We start from the raw sequence: 20839 nt of genomic DNA, 5'->3' as shown, positions 1-20839 counted from the left end.
AGGTCAGTTTCTGACATCAGCCATAGGGTCATAGCGAACCATCAGAGCAGAAACAGAAAACTCTTTCTTAAGCCTGGCTTTCACTTCATTAGCGGCATCAGAATCAGCAAAAGGTCCTGCATATACCACAAAATAGTCCTTCCGCTGCCGGATATAACTGCGGATATCACTTTTTCGCAGCTTGTCTCTCATGCCTGCAGCATTATCTTCTGTTTTAAAGCTGGCAGCCTGCAACGTCCAGGCTGCCAGTTTTTTCTGATCCGTAAGACCTGACTGCCAATTCTCTCTTTCCGGTTCGCCCGTTTCAATACTGGGCGTCCGACCCGGATCAGCAGGCTGTTCGACCTTAATCTCGGCATCAGGAGGGGGAGCAGGAATAGGCGTGGTAGTCTGCACCAATTGAGGGCGCTGCCCACCATCTAACAGAACAGGCAAAAAAATCACCGCGACAGATATCAGAATAACTGCTCCGATAATGCGATGCTTTAATCCATATTTCACGGCAATAATCGCTCTTTTACTTCCAGCACACCAGCTACTGTCAGGAAAGAGCCGAAAACCAGTACCTGGTCATCAGCCCCTGTCTCAGCCAGCACAGCATCCAGTGCTTCCGCCACATGGGGGAAAACCCGACAATCCGTCTGCTGCTCATTGGCCAGATACTCTTGTATCCTCAGAGCCGGAGTCGCTCTCGGCCCTTCCAGCTGTGCAATATACCAGGAAGAGAAGACAGGAGCCATAATATTCAGCACCGATTCAACATCCTTATCATCCAGCATTCCTACCAGGGCTACTCTCCTGCCTTTTACGGGCATGCTCTGTAGCTTCTCTGCAATATAATGTGCAGCATGAGGATTATGTGCCACATCAAGTACAAACCGGCCTATACTCTGCATCCGACCTGTCAGGGAAGCAGATTGCAGGCCACGATATAAAGCCTCTGTACTGATATCAAACCCTGATCGGTTCAATGCCTGAATCACTGTAGCAGCGTTATCAGTCGGCAAACTGACAGCAGGTAATAACAAACATTCTTCAGAAATCTTGCCATCGTCATCCAGACTCTGCCAGCTCCAGGAGCCATCAGCCTCGGTAAACCAACGATACTCCTGCCCCAGCTGCGAGATATCGGAAGCACCAATCCTGAGTGCTTCTTCTCTGACCGAAGCGGGGATTTTTCCGGCTTCAGACCCAATAACGACCGGGATATCTTTTCGGAAAATACCCGCTTTTTCCCGGCCGATTTGCTCCAGGTCGGAACCAAGCCAGCTCTCATGATCAAGAGCCACAGTCGTCACGATAGCCAGGTCAGGATCAATCAGATTAGCCGCGTCCAGACGGCCTCCCAGACCGATTTCCAGAATAGATACATCTGGGGCCTCATCAGAAAAAATAAGAAAAGCCGCCAGAGTGCCAAACTCAAAATAAGTCAGACTAATATCCTGACGAGCGGCTTCAATGCGTAAAAACGCATCACATATCATCTGATCCGGAACAGGATGGCCATTAAGGCATATTCTTTCGTTGTAACGAAGAAAATGAGGCGAGGTGTAACACCCTGTTTTATAGCCTGCCTGACGCAATACTGAGTCCAGCATAGCAACCGTTGAACCCTTACCATTTGTTCCGGCAACAGTAATCACTTTACCAGGTAATGTTTCAACCCCGAGCCTGCCCGCCACTTTACGTAAACGCTCCAGCCCCAGATCAATTTCGGTCGGGTGCAGTGACTCAAGCCGGTTCAGCCATTCATCCAGGCCAGCCTGTTTCAGATCAGTATCAGATATCATCCTGAATCAACCCGCCGCTTTATCAGCTTCAGTTTTTTCAGAGGAATGATCACTGCTTTCTGCGGCTTCAGGTTCACCACTGTCTACAGTTTCAGATTCATCATCCGGGGTTTCTTCAGTAATCGGAGCAGCAGGCATTCCAGTCAGTTTCAGCAGGATAGCAGACACACGATCACGCATTTCGTGACGGTGCAGAATCATATCTACAGTGCCATGCTCCAGCAGGAATTCGCTGCGCTGGAAACCTTCCGGCAGTTTTTCGCGAACGGTTTGCTCAATAACACGAGGACCGGCAAAACCACACAGGGCAAAAGGTTCTGCAATGTTCAGATCACCCAGCATAGCCAGACTGGCAGAAACACCGCCATAAACAGGATCTGTCAGTACAGAAATATACGGCACGCCAGCCTGTTTAAGTTTCTCCAGTACAGCACTGGTACGTGCCATCTGCATCAGAGAGAACAACGCTTCCTGCATACGAGCGCCGCCACTGGCAGAGAAACAGATAAAAGGAACATTCTCTTCCAGCGCCAGCTCTGCAGCCTTAACAAAACGCTGCCCGACAACAGATCCCATGGAGCCACCCATGAAATTAAATTCGAAAGCACAGGCAATGACTTCAACATCATTCACTGTGCCCCGCATAACAATCAGAGCATCTTTTTCGTCTGTGCTTTTCTGAGCCGCTGACAAACGATCTTTATATTTCTTCGAATCTTTAAATTTCAGACGATCAACGGGTTCAATATCGGTAAACAGCTCAATGCGACCTGATTCATCCAGGAACGAGCCCAGACGCTTACGTGCGGTCAGACGCATATGGTGATCACACTTAGGACAAACGTTTACATTTTTTTCCAGCTCAGGGCGATACAGAACAGATTCACACTTAGGGCACTTACGCCATAGCCCCTCAGGGATATTAGTACGGCGATTGCGTTCAGAACGCACGATCGAAGGAACAATTTTTTCGAGCCAACTCATATTATTAACTACTTCGGTCAATTCATAAAAGCCAGGCCGCCCGAAGGCGGCCAGCATCTGATGTTTATTTTATCTGCACACTTTTACAGCATCAGCTGTTGAAGGCTCAGGCATCCATGGCAGTACGCATTTCATTCAGCGTTTCAGCCAGAGCTGCCGGGATCTGTTCAGGCGTTTGCGCCAGAGCAGCAATTTTATTGACCAGCACACTACCAACAATTGCGCCATCAGAAACCTGACTGATCGCAGCAGCAGATGCACCATCCCGGATACCAAAACCCACAGCTACTGGGACAGACGTTAACTGTCGGAGTTCAGCTGTTTTTTCAGCAACCGCCTGAGTATCAAGAGTCGCAGATCCGGTTACCCCTTTTATCGAAACATAATACAGATAACCGGAAGCATGGCTTGCTATTTTAGCTGCTCGGGCCGGGGTTGTGGTAGGGGCAATTAAGAAAATAGTGTCAATCCCGGCTTCCTTCAGCAGAGGAACAACGTCATCAGCTTCTTCTGGTGGCAAATCAACGGTCAGCAGGCCATCAACGCCAGCCGTTTTTGCTTTTTGCGCAAAGTTAGCATACCCCATATATTCAATGGGATTCAGGTATCCCATCAGAACAACCGGTGTATCCTGGTTTGTCTGGCGAAACTCGGCTACCATTTCCAGAATGCCTTCCAGTGTTGTGCCAGCAGCCAGAGAGCGTTCATGAGCCTTCTGAATGACCTCTCCATCCGCCATAGGATCAGAGAAAGGAATACCTAACTCAATCATATCTGCACCGGCTTCAACCAGTGCATGCATAAAGCCAACGGTATACCCAGGTTCAGGATCTCCACCCGTGATATAAGGAATCAGTGCCTTTTTGCCCTGCTCATTCAGCTGAGCAAACTTCTGTTCAATTCTGGACATCATCAACCTCACACCGTAATGCCATCAATACCAGCTACCGTGTGGATGTCTTTATCACCACGGCCAGACAGGTTAATAATGATCTGCTGATCAGGACTCATACTCTGAGCAAGTTTGCGGCCATAAGCCAGAGCATGGCTACTCTCCAGAGCAGGCATAATACCTTCAACCCGTGTCAGCTCACGGAAAGCACTCAGCACTTCTTCATCTTCTGCAGCCACATAATTCACACGTCCAGCATCTTTCAGATAAGCATGCTCTGGACCGACCCCCGGATAATCCAGGCCAGCTGATACCGAATGAGTCTCGATAATCTGACCGTCATGGTTCTGCATCAGATACGTTCGGTTGCCATGTAAAACCCCCGGAGAACCTTTACACAGAGGCGCTGCATGACGACCAGAATCCAGACCATCACCCGCAGCTTCTACACCGTACATGGCAACCGCTTCATCAGCCAGGAACGGATAAAACAGCCCCATTGCGTTAGAACCGCCACCCACACAAGCCACCAGAGCATCAGGCAATCGACCTGTCTGCGTCAGACTCTGTTCACGGGCTTCACGGCCAATCACAGAGTTAAAATCACGCACCAGCTGAGGATAAGGGTGAGGGCCAGCCACAGTGCCGATGATGTAAAATGTTGAATCGACATTGGTTACCCAATCACGCATCGCTTCGTTCATCGCATCTTTAAGCGTACGCGAACCGGACTCAACGGCATTAACTTTAGCCCCCAGCAGCTTCATACGATAGACATTTAACGCCTGACGCCGCACATCTTCAGCTCCCATATAGATCTCACATTCCAGACCTAAACGAGCGGCTACAGTGGCCGTTGCAACACCGTGCTGACCGGCTCCGGTTTCCGCAATCACACGGGGCTTACCCGTATATTTTGCCAGCAGAGCCTGACCGATGGTGTTATTCACCTTATGTGCACCAGTATGGTTAAGATCTTCACGCTTCAGATAAATCTGCGCACCACCCAGCATCCGTGACCATCGTTCTGCGTGGTAAAGCGGCGAAGGACGACCCACATAATGAGCCAGATCTTTATCAAACTCAGCCTGAAAATCAGGATCGGCCGACAGTTTTTTATAGGTAGCTTCTAATTCTTCTAACGCATAGCTCAGCGTTTCTGAAACAAAACGTCCGCCATAAGGACCAAAGTGTCCTCTATCATCTGGCAGTTGCATCAGTTCAGCGTAGGTGTTCGCCTTGGTCACGGATTTGCACCTCTAATAAATGCATGAATTTTAATGGGATCCTTGATCCCCTTACTGGCTTCAACGCCACCGGAAACATCAACTCCATAGGGTTGAAGCTGTCGTACGGCATCGCTGATATTGTCCGGAGTCAACCCTCCGGCAAGAATAATCGGGCGCGAATAATCAGAAGGTATCAGATCCCAGTTAAACGTCTCTCCAGTTCCACCAGGGACACCCGGTCGATAACTATCCAGCAGAACAGCTCTGGCTGATTCAAATTCAGCTAAAGATTGCTGCAGACTGCCTTGATCTCTGACTCTGAGGGCTTTAATCCAGGCCTGGTTAAACTGCTCACAGAACACTGACGTTTCATCGCCATGAAACTGTAGCAGGTCAATCTGAGTAAGCTTTCTTATCCGATCCACCTCTTCGGCCGCTTCATTCACAAACAGACCAACCGTTGAAATAAAAGGAGGCAATTGCTGAATAATTTCAGCTGCTCTCTCTGGTTTGATATATCTGGGGCTGGGAGAATAAAAAACAAACCCCAATGCATCTGCTCCTGCATCAATAGCACTCTGGGCATCTTCCAGGCGAGTTATACCACAAATTTTTACACGCGTTCGCTTCATAAATCGATTATGCCCCGGAAATATCTGGAGATATCAGGTTAAAGAGTTCAGGCATCCAGTGATGGCCTGTCATGGAATGAGAGGCAACATGCTCTGAGTAGAGCTGACGTTTCAGTTCCCCATCTTTCATGTCTGACACCAGGAGCATTACTCAAACATACTCAGAAAATGAGGCCCTAAGGGCTGGGCAGGTAAGCCAAAATGCTCAGGATAAACAGCTTCAACAAAATACAGGCCATCAGGCCGGGCTGTAACTCCCGCTTTAGTCCTGTCTCGCAGTGCTAATAATTCAGCAATCCATTCCACAGGTTTCTCCCCGGTACCGACTGGCAAAAGCGCTCCCACAATATTCCTGATCATATGGTGCAAAAAAGCATTCGCCCTTATTTCCAGAATAACCAGACAACCTCGTCGAATGACGCTGGCCTGCTGAATATTCCGCCATGGGGTATTTGACTGACATCCCGCTGCCCTGAAAGAGGAGAAGTCGTTCTCTCCTAATAATAACTGCACCGCGTTATCCATAAGGGCTTCATCAAGTGGCTGATCAAACCAGGTCATCTGACCATGCATCAGAGCAGGCCTGACACGGTTATTATAAATCACATAGCGGTATCGCCGGGCTTCTGCTGAATACCTGGCATGAAATTCATCCTTGACAGGAATAGCCCACCGGACGGCAATATCATCAGGCAAATTGGTATTACATCCATATACCCAGGCTTTACTGGATCGGGAAGCAGTGCTATCAAAATGCACAATCTGGCTTGACGCATGCACTCCGGAATCAGTTCGCCCGGAACAGAGTACAGTAACTGACTCGTTAGCTACTTTACTCAGCGCCTGTTCCAGAGTTTCCTGGACACTTTTAACGCCGGGTTGCTGAGTTTGCCAGCCATGATAGGCTGCGCCGTTATATTCAACACACATAGCATAACGGCCTGAACGGCCGTTATTATCAGAAAAAACAGGGAACTCACTCATATCAGCTTTGCAGCTTCTCCATCAATTGCTGAGCGTCGTCCTTCTGCTCATTACTACCATATTGCAAGACGTCCTGCAGCGCTTCCCGGGCAGAGGCTTCATTACCCATATCAATGTAAGCGCGCGCCAGATCCAGTTTAATCGCCGGATCTTCATGTTCATCGATAATACCATCAATATTAAGCACATCGTCATCGGTAAGAAGATCTTCTTCTGAAATAGTCAGATCTGCAAGATCACCTAAATCAGCCAGCTGCTCGGAACTCAACCCTCCGACGTCATCCAGGGATGGAGAAAGGTCATCAAGATCCTGCCCCATCAGGCTTTCCAAAGCATCATTACCTGACGGGACTTCAGTATCAGAAGAGCTCAGCCCTCCCAGAGATGATGCCTCGTCATGACCAGAACTCAGAACCTGCTGGTGTTCTGACAACGGATAGTCTGTCTCTTTTTCAGTCTGAGCAACACTGACCTGATCTGACCGGGTATTCCCTTCAGCTGAGGAATCATCACCAAAATCCAGTTCAGTTAATTCAATATCATCTTCAAGCAGAGACTGCTCAGCACTCTCTGCAGATAACCGGCCAAAATCCCTTTCCAGTGCATCCAGCTCTTTGCCAAGATCAATGATGTCATCTTCAGGGGATACAGCCTCTTCATCAAAACTGACATCATCGCCCAGTTCAACAAGATCCATAGGGTCAAAATCATCATTGTTTTCACCTACAGGTGTACTACCGGCGACATCAACAGCAGATCGACTGGCAGAATTCAGTTTTTCATTGATGTCGTGCTGTAACTCCAAAGCATGAGTCAGTGCGACAGCATCTCCGGATGCCTGTAGCAAACGCATTTCATGATCAAATGTTGGCTGATCTTCCAGCTCAACCATAACTTCCATCAACTTCAGTCGTAATGCATTGTTATCGCTATCTTCTGATAATGCTCTCTGCAATACTCCTGCTGCATGCTCATATTCCCCGGCAGCAATACTGGACTCAGCTTCAGACAGCGGATCAGTATCTGACTCAGTTTTCTCATTCGAGTCTGATGCAACAGCCGCAGCGACGGTTGCACCTGCAGCCGCTGATGCTGCCTCAGGAGCCAGATCAACCAGATCCTCAGGATTAAAAACATCAGACTCATCAGGCTGCTCCTCATTATCTGAAGGTTCAGAATGATTCAGGGCCTCGCCTGTAGAACTATCGCTATCAGATAAGTCTTCCAGCTCTGCCAGCAAATCTACCGGAAAATCATTTTCCGGTTCATTTTCTTCATTGGAATCTACAAGGATACTTTCATCCTCAGCAACAAAACCCGAGAGGTCAGCTGCATCTGATTCTGAAGTTAACTCACCAGATGTCCCATCTTCCGACAGATCATCCATTAACTCATCAAGATCCAGCAACCCTTCATCCGGATCTTCAACCTCATCTGCAACAACCTCATCATCTGGCAACAGATCATCCAACTGCAGTAAATCATCCAGTTCCTCATCAGAACCCGCATTATCCTGAGCCAACTCATCGTCATCAGCATCCTTTGCTGGCGCGATCGCCGCTGTCGACTCAGCTTGTACGAAAGGGTCGTCACCCTCATCGTCAGAATCACCAAAGTCCAGATCTCCATCCAGGTCCAGTTCACCCAGATCAAAATCATCGCCATCACTTTCAAGTTCACTGGCTGCTTCACCCCAGCCATCTGAATCCAGTTCATCCAGACTTCCGTCAAGGCCGTCATCAAGGCTGCCTAAGCTGTCATCAACGCCACCACCAAGATCAAGATCATCATCAAGACCGCCTAAGTCATCATCCAGACCGCCACTGAGATCATCATCAAAGCCGCCTAAGTCATCGTCCAGACCACCACCGAGGTCATCATCAAGGCCACCTAAGCTGTCATCCAGACCACCACCGAGGTCATCATCAAGGCCACCTAAGCTGTCATCCAGACCACCACCGAGATCATCATCAAGACCGCCTAAGTCATCATCCAGACCACCGCCGAGATCATCATCAAGGCCACCTAAGCTGTCATCCAGACCACCACCGAGATCATCATCAAGACCGCCTAAGTCATCATCCAGACCATCTGCCATTGCATCTGCAGCAACCACCCCTGCTGCACCTACAGCCGCAGCACCAGCCATCTCAGTTCCGGACAGACCATCTGAATCCTGTTTATCCTGTTTGGATTTGGAGCTATTCTTCCCTGCTCCAGCCTTCTTACGACGCAGCACCATGAAACCAACAATGGCCGCAAGAAGCGCAGCAATGCCGCCACCAATAGCCATCATATTATTTTGCAGAGTATCCATCAGAAAACCTGACGGTTCCAGCTCTTCAGTACCCTGTGCCTCATCTATCTTAAAAGGCTCAATTGGTTTCTTTTCTTCAGGTATTTCAGTGACTTCATCTGCTTTCTGTTTTTCAGCTTCTGCAGCCAGATCAATGCCTATCGCCCCAGCTGAAACAGCTCCGGTCGCAGCCATACCAGAAACAGTAGCCACGGGCGGCTGTATCTGAGAGGTCTCTTCAACCACTGCTTTTTCTGGCTCTGCCGGCTTTTCAACAGGCTGGCTATCTACAGCTTTACCCGCTATCAGCTGGTTCTGTTTAGCCAGCATTTTTTCCATTGCCGTCAGCTGTTCATCTTTCAATCGAACCAGCTTTCTCAAAGTGCCGACCTGCTTTTGCAGATCATTCAGGCGGCCCGAAAGCTCTGACTTCTCTCTTTCTGTTTTATCCAGGTTCTCTTCTGTAAGAGCCAGTTTCTCTTCAAGAGATTTTATTTTTTCAGACGTTTTATCACTGTTGGCCGGAGGGGTTTTCTCTGTTTTATCACTATCGCCAACCAGCTTCAGACCGCTTTCAGCTGCAGCTTTAGCTACCGGCTGAGCAGTACTATCTCCAGCCTGCCGTGCCAGTGCAGCCTTCAGGGACACCCATGCTTTGTTCTGACGCTCAACCTCTGCCGCAGCCTCAGCCAGACTACGTCGGGTCATAGCCTCCGCACTAGGAATCAGAACGGTACTGCCAGACTCCATATCATTGATATTGCCCGTCGGGAAGGCATCAGGGTTAGCTTCCTGAATAGCCAGCATAGCCTGCTTAATTGAAATACGATTATTCGGTCGATTTTCTCTGGCCAGGCTCCATAAAGTGCCAGATGGACCAACAACAACTCTACGTGCACCTTCTGATACCAGCTTTCCAGCTGCCGGAGCAGCCAGAGGTGCTTGTGCTTGTGCTTGTGCTTGTGCTTGTGCTTGTGCTTGTGCAGTATTCTGTCTGACAGATGGTGCCAGAGGAGCAGGTTGTCTGGGTGCGGCTTCAGCAACCTGCTGAGTATATTGTTCCGTGACAGCATTGGCATACTGCTGAGTCACAGCGCTATTGTATGAAGGAGGATCCAGCAGGAAAGTGTATTCACGCAACATTCGCCCCTGCGGAGATTCAACGGTAATCAACAGGTTCAGAAACGGCTCTCTGATAGCAGAAGCACTATTCAGATCAATATAAAGCCCTCGCGCATTTTCCTGTACGGAAAAGTTCAGCCCTTGTAAAAAATAAGGCCTTTCGAGTCCCGCTCTTGCAAAAGCCTGCTCATCAGCCAGTTGCACCCGAATATCGGAAGGAGATATTCCCTGAGTCTGAGACAACTGAATCCGGGCCTTTAACGGCTGATTCAGAGAAGATTGCAACTCGGCATTACCAAGTCCCAGCCCCAGCACTATCGGGCTGCTTAACAAACCCATTGTTGCCAGAGTACCCGCCAGCTTGCGCACCATAATCCTGATTCCTTAACACTTTGTACTGTCCTGAACAGCAGTACGGCATACTGACTCAGGATATCAGATTTTACCAGAGTCAGTTGATAGTTTTCTGACTGTAACTTTTATCAATATTTCAATGATTTGTACACATTAGTCAGAATATCTGCCCGTTTTTTTACCGATTCAGATTAACATTTTTATATTATTTTCATGTGAACTGTTCAATAGTTTAGCAAATAGCAGGCCAGCCTATTTTTTCTCTTTTTAAGAAAATAAAGGCTTAAAAATTAGCAGACAGTAAAATATTGCCGCAAAAACGGAAAAAGCCTGCCAAAGGCAGGCTTTTTCAATGTCACAGAAAATCAATGTGAAATTAATCTTCTAACAGAATGCGCAACATGCGACGCAGAGGTTCGGCAGCGCCCCACAGCAACTGATCACCAACGCTAAAAGCGTTCAGGTATTCATCACCCAGGTTCATCTTACGCAGACGACCCACAGGCACACTCAGAGTACCGGTGACTTTAACCGGGCTCAGCTCAGATGCAGTGATGTCACGCTCATTTGGAATCACTTTCACCCAGTCGTTTGCTTCAGCGATCATCGCCTCCACTTCATCCATCGGCACATTTTTCTTCAGCTTGATGGTAAACGCCTGGCTGTGGCAACGCATAGCGCCGATACGAACACAGGTGCCATCAATTGGAATCGGGCTATCGCCCAGACCCAGAATCTTGTTGGTTTCTGCAAAAGCTTTCCACTCTTCACGGCTCTGACCGTTATCGAGCCTGGTATCGATCCAAGGAATCAAAGAGCCCGCCAGAGGTACACCAAAGTTATCAACCGGCATCTGCTCACTGCGAATAGTCTCAGCAACAAGACGATCCACTTCCAAAATCGCAGAACCCGCATCCAGCTTATCCGCAACTGCTGAGTTGATAATCCCCATCTGAGCAATCAGCTCTTTCATATGACGGGCACCACCTCCAGAAGCTGCCTGGTAGGTCATGGACGTCATCCACTCTACCAGGTCATTCTGGAACAGACCACCCAGCCCCATCAGCATCAGAGATACGGTACAGTTACCACCCACATAGGTCTTTACACCCTTGGCCAGACCATCCTTAATCACATTCATGTTCACCGGATCCAGTACGATGATGGCATCATCATCCATACGTAGCGAAGACGCCGCATCAATCCAGTAACCGTTCCAACCGCTTTCACGCAGTTCAGGATAAACCGCCTTGGTGTAGTCGCCGCCCTGACAGGTGATGATAATATCCATCGCCTTCAGCTCGTCGATATCCGTTGCATCCTTCAGTGCAGGGGCTTCTTTACCAAAGTTTGGTGCCGCCTGACCTGCCTGAGAGGTTGTAAAAAAGATCGGTTCGATATGATTAAAATCACCTTCGTCCTGCATACGCTTCATCAATACGGAGCCTACCATGCCCCGCCAGCCAACAAGACCTACACGTTTTTGAGCCATCTTTTCACCTATATGGTCATTAAACATCACCCACCCCAAAGCTATACCAAATGCCGCCAGGGGTTAGGCTAAATCAAGAGGCCGCCCAGCAGCCTCTCAGAATTTTCTAACGTTATTTATCAGGAATCTGCAACGCTTTTCAAGCAAAAAACGCCTATCAGATATAAGTCCGGTAATGCTTGCACAAGCCAAATAGCTTACAGGGCTGCAACAACCGCATCACCCATCTCTTCAGTAGATACCAGAGTGCAACCTTCAGACATGATGTCACCTGTGCGCAGACCTTGATCCAGCACTTTCTGTACCGCAGCTTCGATACGATCCGCTGCCGCACTTTCATCCAGAGAGTAACGCAGCATCATAGCCACAGACAGGATAGTCGCCAGTGGGTTCGCTTTACCCTGACCTGCGATATCTGGTGCAGAACCGTGACATGGTTCGTACATACCCTTGCCATCTTTATCCAGAGAAGCAGAAGGCAGCATACCGATAGAACCGGTCAGCATCGCCGCAGCGTCAGACAGGATATCACCGAACATATTGCCGGTGACTACAACATCAAACTGCTTAGGCGCACGCACCAACTGCATCGCAGCGTTGTCGACCAGCATATGGCTCAGCTCAACATCAGGATATTCCTTCGCCAGCTCTTCCATCACTTCTTTCCACAGCACCGTTACTTCCAGTACGTTGGATTTATCAACGGAACACAGACGCTTGCCACGCTTTTGCGCGGCTTCAAACGCCTGACGACCGATACGACGAATTTCAGACTCGCTGTATACGTAAGTGTTGTAACCTTCACGCTCGCCATTTTCCAGCGTGCGGATACCACGTGGCTGACCGAAGTAGATACCACCGGTCAGTTCACGTACGATCAGGATATCCAGACCGGAAACCACTTCGGGCTTAAGGGTAGATGCTTCTGCCAGCTGAGGATACAGAATCGCTGGACGGAAGTTAGCAAACAGTTCCAGTTCAGAGCGCAGACCCAGCAGACCTTTCTCTGGGCGGCTTTCCATTGGGTTACCATCCCACTTAGGACCACCTACCGCACCCAGTAGGATTGCATCGGCAGAACGAGCCTTGTTCAGCGTTTCTTCCGGCAGCGGGTTACCCGTCGCATCTACCGCAGAACCACCTACCAGCGCGCTATCGATTTCGATATCCAGATTCAGAGTGCCTAAAACTTTTACTGCTTCAGTCACAATCTCAGGACCAATACCGTCACCCGGCAGTACCAATACATTCTTAGTCATTGCTTATATCCTTGTTTCTCGCAGCCGAGTTATGCCCGACTACGGCTTGTATTTTTAAATTGCTCAGTGCCTGAAATTCACAATCTCAGGCACTTTATAATCGTTATATTTGCGCAGTCGCTGTCGCTGTTGTTTAAACAACCAAATCAATTACAAACGACATATTCTTCAAACAAGAGCCTAACAACTAGCTCTTAACTAAACCGCTCTTAGTTAAACAGCCAAGGTGCTTGCTGCTTACGCTTCTCTTCGTAAGCACGGATCTGATCGGCATCTTCCAGAGTCAGACCGATATCATCCAGGCCATTTAACAGGCAGTGACGACGGAAATCATCCACATCAAACGCAATAGTTCGACCACCAGGAGTACGGATCTCTTTCGCTTCCAGATCCACTACCAGACGATAACCTTCTTCCGCTTCAACCTCTTTAAACAGGCTGTCTACAGTGTCTTCGTCCAGAATGATCGGCAGAATACCGTTCTTAAAACAGTTGTTATAGAAGATATCCGCAAAGCTTGGAGCGATCACGCAACGGAAGCCGTAATCCAGCAAGGCCCATGGCGCGTGCTCACGGGAAGAACCACAACCGAAGTTCTGACGTGCCAGCAGGACAGAAGCGCCCTGATAACGGGATTGGTTCAGTACAAACTCTTCATTCAGTGGACGACCACTGCAATCCTGATCCGGCTTACCTTCATCCAGGTAACGCAACTCATCAAACAGATTAGGACCAAAGCCTGAACGCTTAATGGATTTCAGGAACTGCTTTGGAATGATCATGTCGGTGTCGACATTGGCTCGATCCATAGGCGCAGTCAAGCCGTCTAATTGTGTAAACTTGTCCATTTTAACCTCCGGCTTCTTAGGCTGTTTCTACTTCACGTACGTCAACAAAATGACCTGCAACGGCGGCAGCGGCTGCCATACCCGGGCTGACCAGGTGTGTACGACCACCAAAGCCCTGACGGCCTTCAAAGTTACGGTTAGAGGTTGAAGCACAATGTTCACCGGCACCTAACTTATCCGCATTCATCGCCAGACACATGGAACAACCCGGCTCACGCCACTCAAAACCGGCTTCGGTAAAGATCTTATCCAGACCTTCTTCTTCTGCCTGCTGTTTAACCAGACCAGAACCCGGTACAACCAGCGCCTGAATCACGTTATCAGCAACCTTCTTGCCTTTTGCTACCGCAGCAGCTTCACGCAGATCTTCGATACGGGAGTTGGTGCAAGAACCGATAAACACACGATCCAGTTTAATATCAGTGATCGCCTGACCAGCCGTTAAGCCCATATACTCCAGAGCACGGGTGTAAGCCTTCTGCTGATTTTCATCAGACTGATCCGCAGGATTCGGGACTACTGCATTGACAGGCACTACCATCTCTGGCGAGTTACCCCAGGTCACCTGTGGCGCAATTTCGTTACCTTCCAGCTCAACCACGGTATCAAATACCGCGTCGGCATCAGAGTGCAGTTCGCTCCAGGCGGCTACCGCTTGCTCCCACTGATCTTCTGTCGGGGCAAATGGACGACCTTTTACGTAGTCGATAGTCGTTTGATCAACAGCCACCAGACCTACACGGGCACCCGCTTCAATCGCCATATTACAGATGGTCATACGACCTTCCATGGACAGGCTCTGAATCGCCTCACCACCAAACTCGATCGCATAACCTGTGCCGCCCGCAGTACCGATCTTGCCGATCACAGCCAGTACCACGTCTTTACCGGTCACACCGGCACCCAGCTGGCCATTCACCTTAACCAGCATGTTTTTCATCTTACGCTGGATCAGACACTGAGTGGCCATCACATGTTCCACTTCAGAAGTACCGATACCGTGAGCCAGAGCACCAAACGCACCGTGAGTAGCCGTGTGAGAGTCACCACATACCACAGTCATACCTGGCAGAGTCGCACCCTGCTCAGGGCCTACCACGTGCACAATACCCTGACGGATATCGTTAATCTTAAATTCGGTCACACCGAACTCATCACAGTTATCATCCAGCGTCACAACCTGAATCTTGGATACCGGATCTTCGATACCTTCGTTACCGGCTTTACGCTCTTCAACGGTCGTCGGTACGTTGTGATCAGGGGTCGCCAGGTTAGCGTTGACACGCCATAGGCCACGACCTGCCAGTTTCAGACCTTCAAACGCCTGAGGAGAAGTGACTTCATGTAATAACTGACGGTCAATGTAAATCAAAGATGTACCGTCATCACGCTCTTGTACCAGGTGGTCATCCCACAATTTGTCGTACAGGGTTTTGCCTGTCATGGTTAGCTCCTCATCATTTTTCTGATCGTCTCTATGGACGTTGAAAGCAGTTTATGGCTTCCTATACGATAAAACAAATTCATATTTTTTATGAATTAGATTCCATTGAGTTATAGCAAAATACTTGACAGATAAACGGGATTACAATGGACACGCAGGCATTACAGGCTTTTATTACTGTCGCAGAAACAGGCTCATTCTCCCGTGCAGCAGAAGCCTTGCATCTGACTCAGCCTGCGATATCCAAACGCATTGCCAACCTGGAGTCGCAGCTAAATTGTCGCCTGTTTGACCGAATAGGCCGCCAGACGCACCTGACTGAAAGCGGGCAAGCCCTGATGCCCAGAGCCAGAAAAGTTCTGATAGAGCTGGAAGACACCCGCAGATTACTTAGCAACATGAGCGGAGACATATCCGGCACCCTGGTGCTGGGAACCAGTCACCACATAGGACTACACAGACTTCCACCAGTGCTGAAAGCATTTACTTCAAACTTTCCTATGGTCAAACTGGATATGCGATTTCTGGACTCGGAGCAGGCCTATGAAGGTATATTACACGGTGAACTGGAACTGGCTGTGGTCACCTTATCACCGCAGAATAACGCCAATCTGACGGTTGTTCCGGTCTGGACAGACAAGCTTCAGCTTGTCGCTTCCAGAGACCACCCTCTGGCCAATGCGGACGAAATCAGCCTGGAACAACTCACACAATACGATGCAGTACTTCCGGGCTTCCAGACGTTTACCCGAGGCATTGTCGAAAGTGCTTTCGCCAGAAGAGGACTTCAGCTACAGGTAGCACTGTCAACTAACTATATGGAAACCCTGAAAATGATGGTGTCTATTGGACTGGGCTGGAGCCTGCTGCCAGAAACCCTGCTGGATGAAACTATGGCGATCATTCCCCTGGAAGAGGTCAGTCTGACCCGACCATTGGGCTATCTGTATCACAAAGAAAGAACACTATCGAATGCCGGCCTTAAACTCATCCAGTTACTGGAACAACATAGCGATGCCAGACCATCCCCGTAAAAGCAGTAAACAGAAAGACAGCTTCGGATATCAGAACCAGAATAATAAAGAAGATTATTGTAAAACAGATAAGCTCTCTACCGGCAAATCAGAAGCCTTATCCGCCAACAAAGCCCGACCTTTGCCTGAACGTTTAACCTGATACATAGCCTTATCAGCCTTATCAATCAATGTCAGCTCATCCCGTGCATACTCAGGGTAAACAGCAATACCAATACTGGCACCTAAATGTAACTCATGGCCATCAAGCACAATAGGCTCACAAATCAGAGCAATCAGACGCTCAGCAACAGCAAGCGCCTGCTGATCATCCTCAATATCTTTCAGCAAAACCAGAAACTCATCTCCCCCCACACGAGCAATCAGATCCTGTTGCTTAACAGCACCAGACAACTTTCTGGCAAGCGCGATCAGCAATTTATCTCCAAGCAGATGCCCATAGGTGTCATTAACGGGTTTAAACCCATCCAGGTCCATAAAAAGCACCGCAAAATGACTCTGATGATCATCCGATGATGCTACAGCCTTGCGAACCTCAGAAGTAAACAACACTCTGTTAGGCAATCGGGTCAGAGGATCATGCATCGCCTGGAAACGGATATTCTCCAGCTCTTTTTTCTGCTCAGTGATATCACTCATTACGCATATAAACTGCGTAATATCGCCATGCAACCCTCTGATAGCAGAGATATGCGCCCTTTGTATATAAATTTTGCCATCCTTGCGGCGATTAGTCATTTCTCCTTCCCATTCACCCTCTTTCTGCAGATGCTGCCACATCTGCTCATAAAACTGGTCATCATGATAACCAGAGGAAAGCACTGAAGCATTTTCACCCTGCACATCATCAGCATCAAAACCTGTAACCTCTGTAAATGCAGGATTAACCAGTGAGATGACACCATCAGCGTCTGTTACCATCATAGGCTCGTGGGAATGACGAAATACTGCCCGGGATAGCTGGGCCTCAAAGCGCGTTTCCTGCTCACCGGAAATATCACGGAACATAATTTGCACAGCAGGCTCGCCCTCAAACTGGATAAAAGCCCCGGAAACTTCTGCCAGAAAATCAGTACCATCGCAACGCAACAGGCGCTCTTCAACAAAAGGCATCACTTCATCACCAGAACCAGACATTCGCTCAAGAACAATCTCTTTGGATTCATCATGCACATAATCCATAACATGACGACCAATCAATAACCCCGGAGATTTCGCCTTTAACAACTTAAGTGCAGCCTTATTAACCAACAGAATTCTTCCTTTCCGGTGGATAATTACCGCCTCTGGCGAAAGTTCAAATAACGCTTTATAACGAGTTTCACTTTCAGCAAATTGCTCCAGAAGACTGGATGCCATACGCACTGCCGTAAAGCGGCTGCTCAACAACAAAAAAAGAACAACACTGACCAGAAGACTAATGACACTACCCGATATCAAAGACGCCCTGTCATAATCCGGCAACACATCAGCAAGCACACTGCCAGGCAAAGGAGTAATCCGTACTGTCAGCGCCTGTCCTCCCAGACTAAGCACAGCATTCAACTGATACCCGGAACTATCAATTTCACTATCAACAGCAGCAGGACTGGAATCGAATATCGGTTTATCTCCTGTCCGGGCATCAAACAACTGCAGCCTCAGCCCTTTATCTATCTCTTTAATCACTTCTGCCGCCAGACGACTCATAGAAAATCCCAGGGTCGTCCAGCCTTTAAACTGTCCCGCTCTCTCTTCTCGCAACGACATATCAGGTCGCCAGCCATCACCATATACAGGCAGCAATAGTAGGTAATCAAGAGAATGAGCTTCCGTAGGCAGCAGAGAAATTGGCCGTGTCATTGTCAACTTACCGGTTTCCCGTGCATTCAGCGCAGCCTCTCTGCGGCGCTCTTCAACCGAGATATCAAACCCCCGAATTCTTTCCGACAAAGCTTCCGGAGCCAGATAAAGCACAACCATATACTCTTCCCTGACACCTTCTGGGAAAATTCGAAAATTATTGAATCGCTGCCCTCTTTTTTGCAGGTATTCCAGTAGCTGAAAATCAAATACACTTTCAGTATACGTTAGCCCGATAATCCCGAGAGATTGATAGTCCAGCCCCATTGAATTAATAAAGCGGCTCCAGTTGGCTGGCGAAATATCCTCATGCCCCAGCACCACACCACGCGCCGATCTTAGTAAAACCGGGAAGGGCTTAACTTTCTCACGCAATAAATCTGAAGCCTGAGCAGCCACCCGCTGGAAAAGATCGTTTTTTTCATACTGCTCCTGTCGTGCAACCTGCTCACTGTACAACAATGACACATACAGCAGCAGAGCCAGCATCACAAGAGACAGAACAATATTCAGCCCCTTATTTGCACCTACAAAAAACTTATCTTCCATAGCCAGACATTATTCCGATACAACAACAGCGCATAAAAACAGACATTAGTATCAATAGTATCATTACAGACAAAAAAAAGCCCACTATAGCAGCGGGCCTTTAATCAAAGCATTATATTGATATTCCGAATTAGTCAGCAACAGCCTCTTCTTTCAGAACATCTACAATTTTTTTAGAGGCAAAACTACCCGGAGCCGCTTCGATCACTTTCAGCTTACCTTTGCCAGGCACCCGCGCTGCAACCTTACTTCCAGTATCAGCGTAGGCATTAGCCGTTACCCACTCCTGCCAGTTAGGCCACCATGATCCGGCATGCTTTTCAGCGCCCGCAAACCAGGCATCAGGAGTATCCGGCAGATTATCATTAGTCCAGTAACCATATTTCTCTTTAGTCGGCGGGTTAACCACGCCAGCAATATGCCCGGAGCCTGCCAGAACAAATTTAACCGGACCTGAGTGTGCCTGAGCACCGCTATAGGTTGATGTCCATTTAGCAATATGATCCTGAATTGTCGAAACAAAATACACTGGCGTTTCGATCTTAGACAGATCAATCTTAGTGCCATTCAGCTCAACTTTGCCCTGAATCAGATTATTCTCCAGGTACATATTGCGCAGATAGAACTTATGCATCGCTGCTGGCATATTAGTACTGTCGGTATTCCAGTACAACAGATCAAATGCCGCCGGGCGCTCACCTTTCAGGTAATTATTAATAAAGAACGACCAGAACAGATCATTCTCACGCAGCAGATTAAAGCTGAACGACATGGCACGACCATCCAGATAACCATCACGATCCAGCTGCTTCTCAATTCCTTTATAGGTAGATTCGTTCAGGAATACACCAATCTCACCCGGATCTGTAAAGTCCTGCAGCGTTGCCATGTAGGTTGCCGACTTAACACGCTTATCATTCTTCGCAGCCATATATGCCAGAGTTGATGCGGTCAATGTACCACCAATGCAGTAAGAAATAACATTCACTTCTTTCTGATTAGTGGCCTGCTCAATAGCATCAATCGCAGCCAGCGGACCTTCCAGCATATAATCTTCAAATCCCTTATCACGCAGGGATGGCCCTGGGTTGACCCAGGAAATAATGAAAACGGTATGTCCCTGATCAACCAGCCATTTAACCATAGAGTTAGCCGGACGAAGATCAAGAATGTAGTACTTATTAATCCATGGCGGAACAATCAGCAACGGAGTTTTAAAAACTTTATCCGTACTCGGTTTGTACTGGATCAACTGCATCAGATCATTCTGAAAAACCACATCACCTGGTGTACTGGCAACATTCTCTCCCAGTTTGAACGCTGACTTATCCGTCATGGATACACTCAGACCGTCGCGGCTGGATTTCAGATCAGATACCAGCTGCTCCATCCCCTGAATCAGGTTGCGGCCTTTAGTTTCTACAGTACGGCGCAGTACTTCAGGGTTAGTTGCCACGAAATTGCTCGGGCTCATAGCATTAACAAACTGACGGGTATGGAAGTCCAGAGTCTGGCGAGTCTGATCACTCATACCTTCAATATTATGGACGGTATTAAAAATACTACGAGCAAACAACAGATAGGACTGCTTGATAAAATCAAACAATGCGTTTTCAGCCCACTCTGCATCGGTAAAACGACGATCATCTTTTGCCGGTTCAATAACCGGTTCGACGGTCTCACCCAGCAACTGGCGAGTTACGTTCTGCCATAGCTGAATCTGGCTTTTCCACAGATTCATCTGCTCTTCATAAACCACCATAGGGTTTACAGCTACCTGCTCTGCCATTTTTTGCAGAGACTCAGAAACATCAAACAGAATGGATAAAGATGGATCACTCATACCCTGACGAGTCATCAGCTGCTCAATCAGCTGCTGATACTGAGTATTGGCTTTTGACACGATATCTGCCAGCTCAGCAGGATCGTAAAAAAAATTCATGGAATCGGTAGCGGTAGTCTGTTCGCTCATGAGCGTACCTCACTCCTGGCATTTGGCCTCGGATATCCCTGGTGTCTTTCGACAAGCATTGAACAGTAAAAAGAAAAGTAACGCGCATAAAAAAGGCTGCTATTCAGCAGCAGCCT

Annotated in this window: 16 protein-coding genes; 1 reads left to right on the top strand and 15 read right to left on the bottom strand. The window is 48.3% G+C overall.

Annotation, left to right across the window (positions count from 1 at the left end):
- Positions 1 to 3: 3 nt before the first annotated feature.
- The 13 genes from H4O21_RS26290 to leuC form a co-directional block, all read right to left on the bottom strand.
- Positions 4 to 501 carry an SPOR domain-containing protein gene (locus H4O21_RS26290; RefSeq protein WP_182808819.1) on the bottom strand — a complete coding sequence of 166 codons (498 nt, stop codon included), beginning with the start codon at positions 499 to 501 and terminating at the stop codon, positions 4 to 6.
- Positions 498 to 1790 carry a bifunctional tetrahydrofolate synthase/dihydrofolate synthase gene (gene folC, locus H4O21_RS10490; protein WP_182808818.1) on the bottom strand — a complete coding sequence of 431 codons (1293 nt, stop codon included), beginning with the start codon at positions 1788 to 1790 and terminating at the stop codon, positions 498 to 500. Before folC ends, H4O21_RS26290 begins: the two co-directional genes overlap by 4 nt.
- Before the next feature lie 6 nt (positions 1791 to 1796).
- The gene (gene accD, locus H4O21_RS10485; protein WP_182808817.1) at positions 1797 to 2774 is read right to left on the bottom strand and encodes an acetyl-CoA carboxylase, carboxyltransferase subunit beta; all 978 of its coding nucleotides are present in this window, start codon (positions 2772 to 2774) and stop codon (positions 1797 to 1799) included.
- 106 nt (positions 2775 to 2880) lie between these two features.
- A complete protein-coding gene (gene trpA / locus H4O21_RS10480) occupies positions 2881 to 3684 on the bottom strand; it encodes a tryptophan synthase subunit alpha (protein ID WP_182808881.1) in 804 nt (267 codons plus the stop codon).
- 8 nt (positions 3685 to 3692) lie between these two features.
- Positions 3693 to 4883, bottom strand: coding sequence for a tryptophan synthase subunit beta (trpB, locus tag H4O21_RS10475; protein WP_182808880.1), 1191 nt, complete (start codon positions 4881 to 4883; stop codon positions 3693 to 3695).
- Between the two features lie 26 nt (positions 4884 to 4909).
- Positions 4910 to 5527 carry a phosphoribosylanthranilate isomerase gene (locus tag H4O21_RS10470; protein ID WP_182808816.1) on the bottom strand — a complete coding sequence of 206 codons (618 nt, stop codon included), beginning with the start codon at positions 5525 to 5527 and terminating at the stop codon, positions 4910 to 4912.
- 7 nt (positions 5528 to 5534) lie between these two features.
- Positions 5535 to 5657 (bottom strand): hypothetical protein, encoded by a 123-nt coding sequence (locus tag H4O21_RS25895; RefSeq protein WP_255487251.1) that lies wholly within the window; start codon positions 5655 to 5657, stop codon positions 5535 to 5537.
- A 17-nt stretch (positions 5658 to 5674) separates the two neighbouring features.
- Positions 5675 to 6511 carry a tRNA pseudouridine(38-40) synthase TruA gene (gene truA / locus H4O21_RS10465; protein WP_182808815.1) on the bottom strand — a complete coding sequence of 279 codons (837 nt, stop codon included), beginning with the start codon at positions 6509 to 6511 and terminating at the stop codon, positions 5675 to 5677.
- A 1-nt stretch (position 6512) separates the two neighbouring features.
- Positions 6513 to 10301: a FimV/HubP family polar landmark protein gene (locus tag H4O21_RS10460; RefSeq protein WP_182808814.1), complete on the bottom strand. Its 3789-nt coding sequence runs from the start codon at positions 10299 to 10301 to the stop codon at positions 6513 to 6515.
- Positions 10302 to 10659: 358 nt separating this feature from the next.
- Positions 10660 to 11775: an aspartate-semialdehyde dehydrogenase gene (asd, locus tag H4O21_RS10455; RefSeq protein WP_182808813.1), complete on the bottom strand. Its 1116-nt coding sequence runs from the start codon at positions 11773 to 11775 to the stop codon at positions 10660 to 10662.
- A gap of 197 nt (positions 11776 to 11972) precedes the next feature.
- Complete coding sequence (gene leuB, locus H4O21_RS10450) at positions 11973 to 13034, bottom strand: 3-isopropylmalate dehydrogenase (protein WP_182808812.1); 1062 nt, start codon at positions 13032 to 13034, stop codon at positions 11973 to 11975.
- 209 nt (positions 13035 to 13243) lie between these two features.
- Entirely contained in the window at positions 13244 to 13882 is a 639-nt protein-coding gene (leuD, locus tag H4O21_RS10445; RefSeq protein ID WP_182808811.1) for a 3-isopropylmalate dehydratase small subunit, read from the bottom strand.
- Between the two features lie 16 nt (positions 13883 to 13898).
- Entirely contained in the window at positions 13899 to 15326 is a 1428-nt protein-coding gene (leuC, locus tag H4O21_RS10440) for a 3-isopropylmalate dehydratase large subunit (RefSeq protein ID WP_182808810.1), read from the bottom strand.
- Positions 15327 to 15472: 146 nt separating this feature from the next.
- Here leuC and H4O21_RS10435 point away from each other — a divergent pair, with 146 nt between their 5' ends.
- Positions 15473 to 16360: a LysR family transcriptional regulator gene (locus tag H4O21_RS10435; protein WP_182808809.1), complete on the top strand. Its 888-nt coding sequence runs from the start codon at positions 15473 to 15475 to the stop codon at positions 16358 to 16360.
- 54 nt (positions 16361 to 16414) lie between these two features.
- Here H4O21_RS10435 and H4O21_RS10430 read toward each other — a convergent pair whose 3' ends face one another.
- Both H4O21_RS10430 and phaC read right to left on the bottom strand, forming a co-directional pair.
- Positions 16415 to 18751: a sensor domain-containing diguanylate cyclase gene (locus H4O21_RS10430; RefSeq protein ID WP_182808808.1), complete on the bottom strand. Its 2337-nt coding sequence runs from the start codon at positions 18749 to 18751 to the stop codon at positions 16415 to 16417.
- Between the two features lie 130 nt (positions 18752 to 18881).
- A complete protein-coding gene (gene phaC, locus H4O21_RS10425) occupies positions 18882 to 20723 on the bottom strand; it encodes a class I poly(R)-hydroxyalkanoic acid synthase (RefSeq protein ID WP_182808807.1) in 1842 nt (613 codons plus the stop codon).
- Between the last annotated feature and the right edge of the window lie 116 nt (positions 20724 to 20839).

The sequence above is a fragment of the Oceanospirillum sediminis genome, from assembly GCF_014164585.1.
GTDB lineage: Bacteria > Pseudomonadota > Gammaproteobacteria > Pseudomonadales > Halomonadaceae > Oceanospirillum > Oceanospirillum sediminis.
This window is presented reverse-complemented; position numbering and strand designations above follow the sequence as displayed.

Coding starts and splice junctions, on each gene's coding strand:
- H4O21_RS10460 (WP_182808814.1), bottom strand. CDS start 10,301: ATGGTGCGCAAGCTGGCGGGTACTCTGGCAACAATGGGTTTGTTAAGC.
- asd (WP_182808813.1), bottom strand. CDS start 11,775: ATGGCTCAAAAACGTGTAGGTCTTGTTGGCTGGCGGGGCATGGTAGGC.
- phaC (WP_182808807.1), bottom strand. CDS start 20,723: ATGAGCGAACAGACTACCGCTACCGATTCCATGAATTTTTTTTACGAT.
- leuC (WP_182808810.1), bottom strand. CDS start 15,326: ATGACAGGCAAAACCCTGTACGACAAATTGTGGGATGACCACCTGGTA.
- leuD (WP_182808811.1), bottom strand. CDS start 13,882: ATGGACAAGTTTACACAATTAGACGGCTTGACTGCGCCTATGGATCGA.
- H4O21_RS10430 (WP_182808808.1), bottom strand. CDS start 18,751: ATGGAAGATAAGTTTTTTGTAGGTGCAAATAAGGGGCTGAATATTGTT.
- H4O21_RS10435 (WP_182808809.1), top strand. CDS start 15,473: ATGGACACGCAGGCATTACAGGCTTTTATTACTGTCGCAGAAACAGGC.
- trpB (WP_182808880.1), bottom strand. CDS start 4,883: ATGCAACTGCCAGATGATAGAGGACACTTTGGTCCTTATGGCGGACGT.
- folC (WP_182808818.1), bottom strand. CDS start 1,790: ATGATATCTGATACTGATCTGAAACAGGCTGGCCTGGATGAATGGCTG.
- accD (WP_182808817.1), bottom strand. CDS start 2,774: ATGAGTTGGCTCGAAAAAATTGTTCCTTCGATCGTGCGTTCTGAACGC.
- H4O21_RS10470 (WP_182808816.1), bottom strand. CDS start 5,527: ATGAAGCGAACGCGTGTAAAAATTTGTGGTATAACTCGCCTGGAAGAT.
- H4O21_RS25895 (WP_255487251.1), bottom strand. CDS start 5,657: ATGAAAGATGGGGAACTGAAACGTCAGCTCTACTCAGAGCATGTTGCC.
- leuB (WP_182808812.1), bottom strand. CDS start 13,034: ATGACTAAGAATGTATTGGTACTGCCGGGTGACGGTATTGGTCCTGAG.
- trpA (WP_182808881.1), bottom strand. CDS start 3,684: ATGTCCAGAATTGAACAGAAGTTTGCTCAGCTGAATGAGCAGGGCAAA.
- truA (WP_182808815.1), bottom strand. CDS start 6,511: ATGAGTGAGTTCCCTGTTTTTTCTGATAATAACGGCCGTTCAGGCCGT.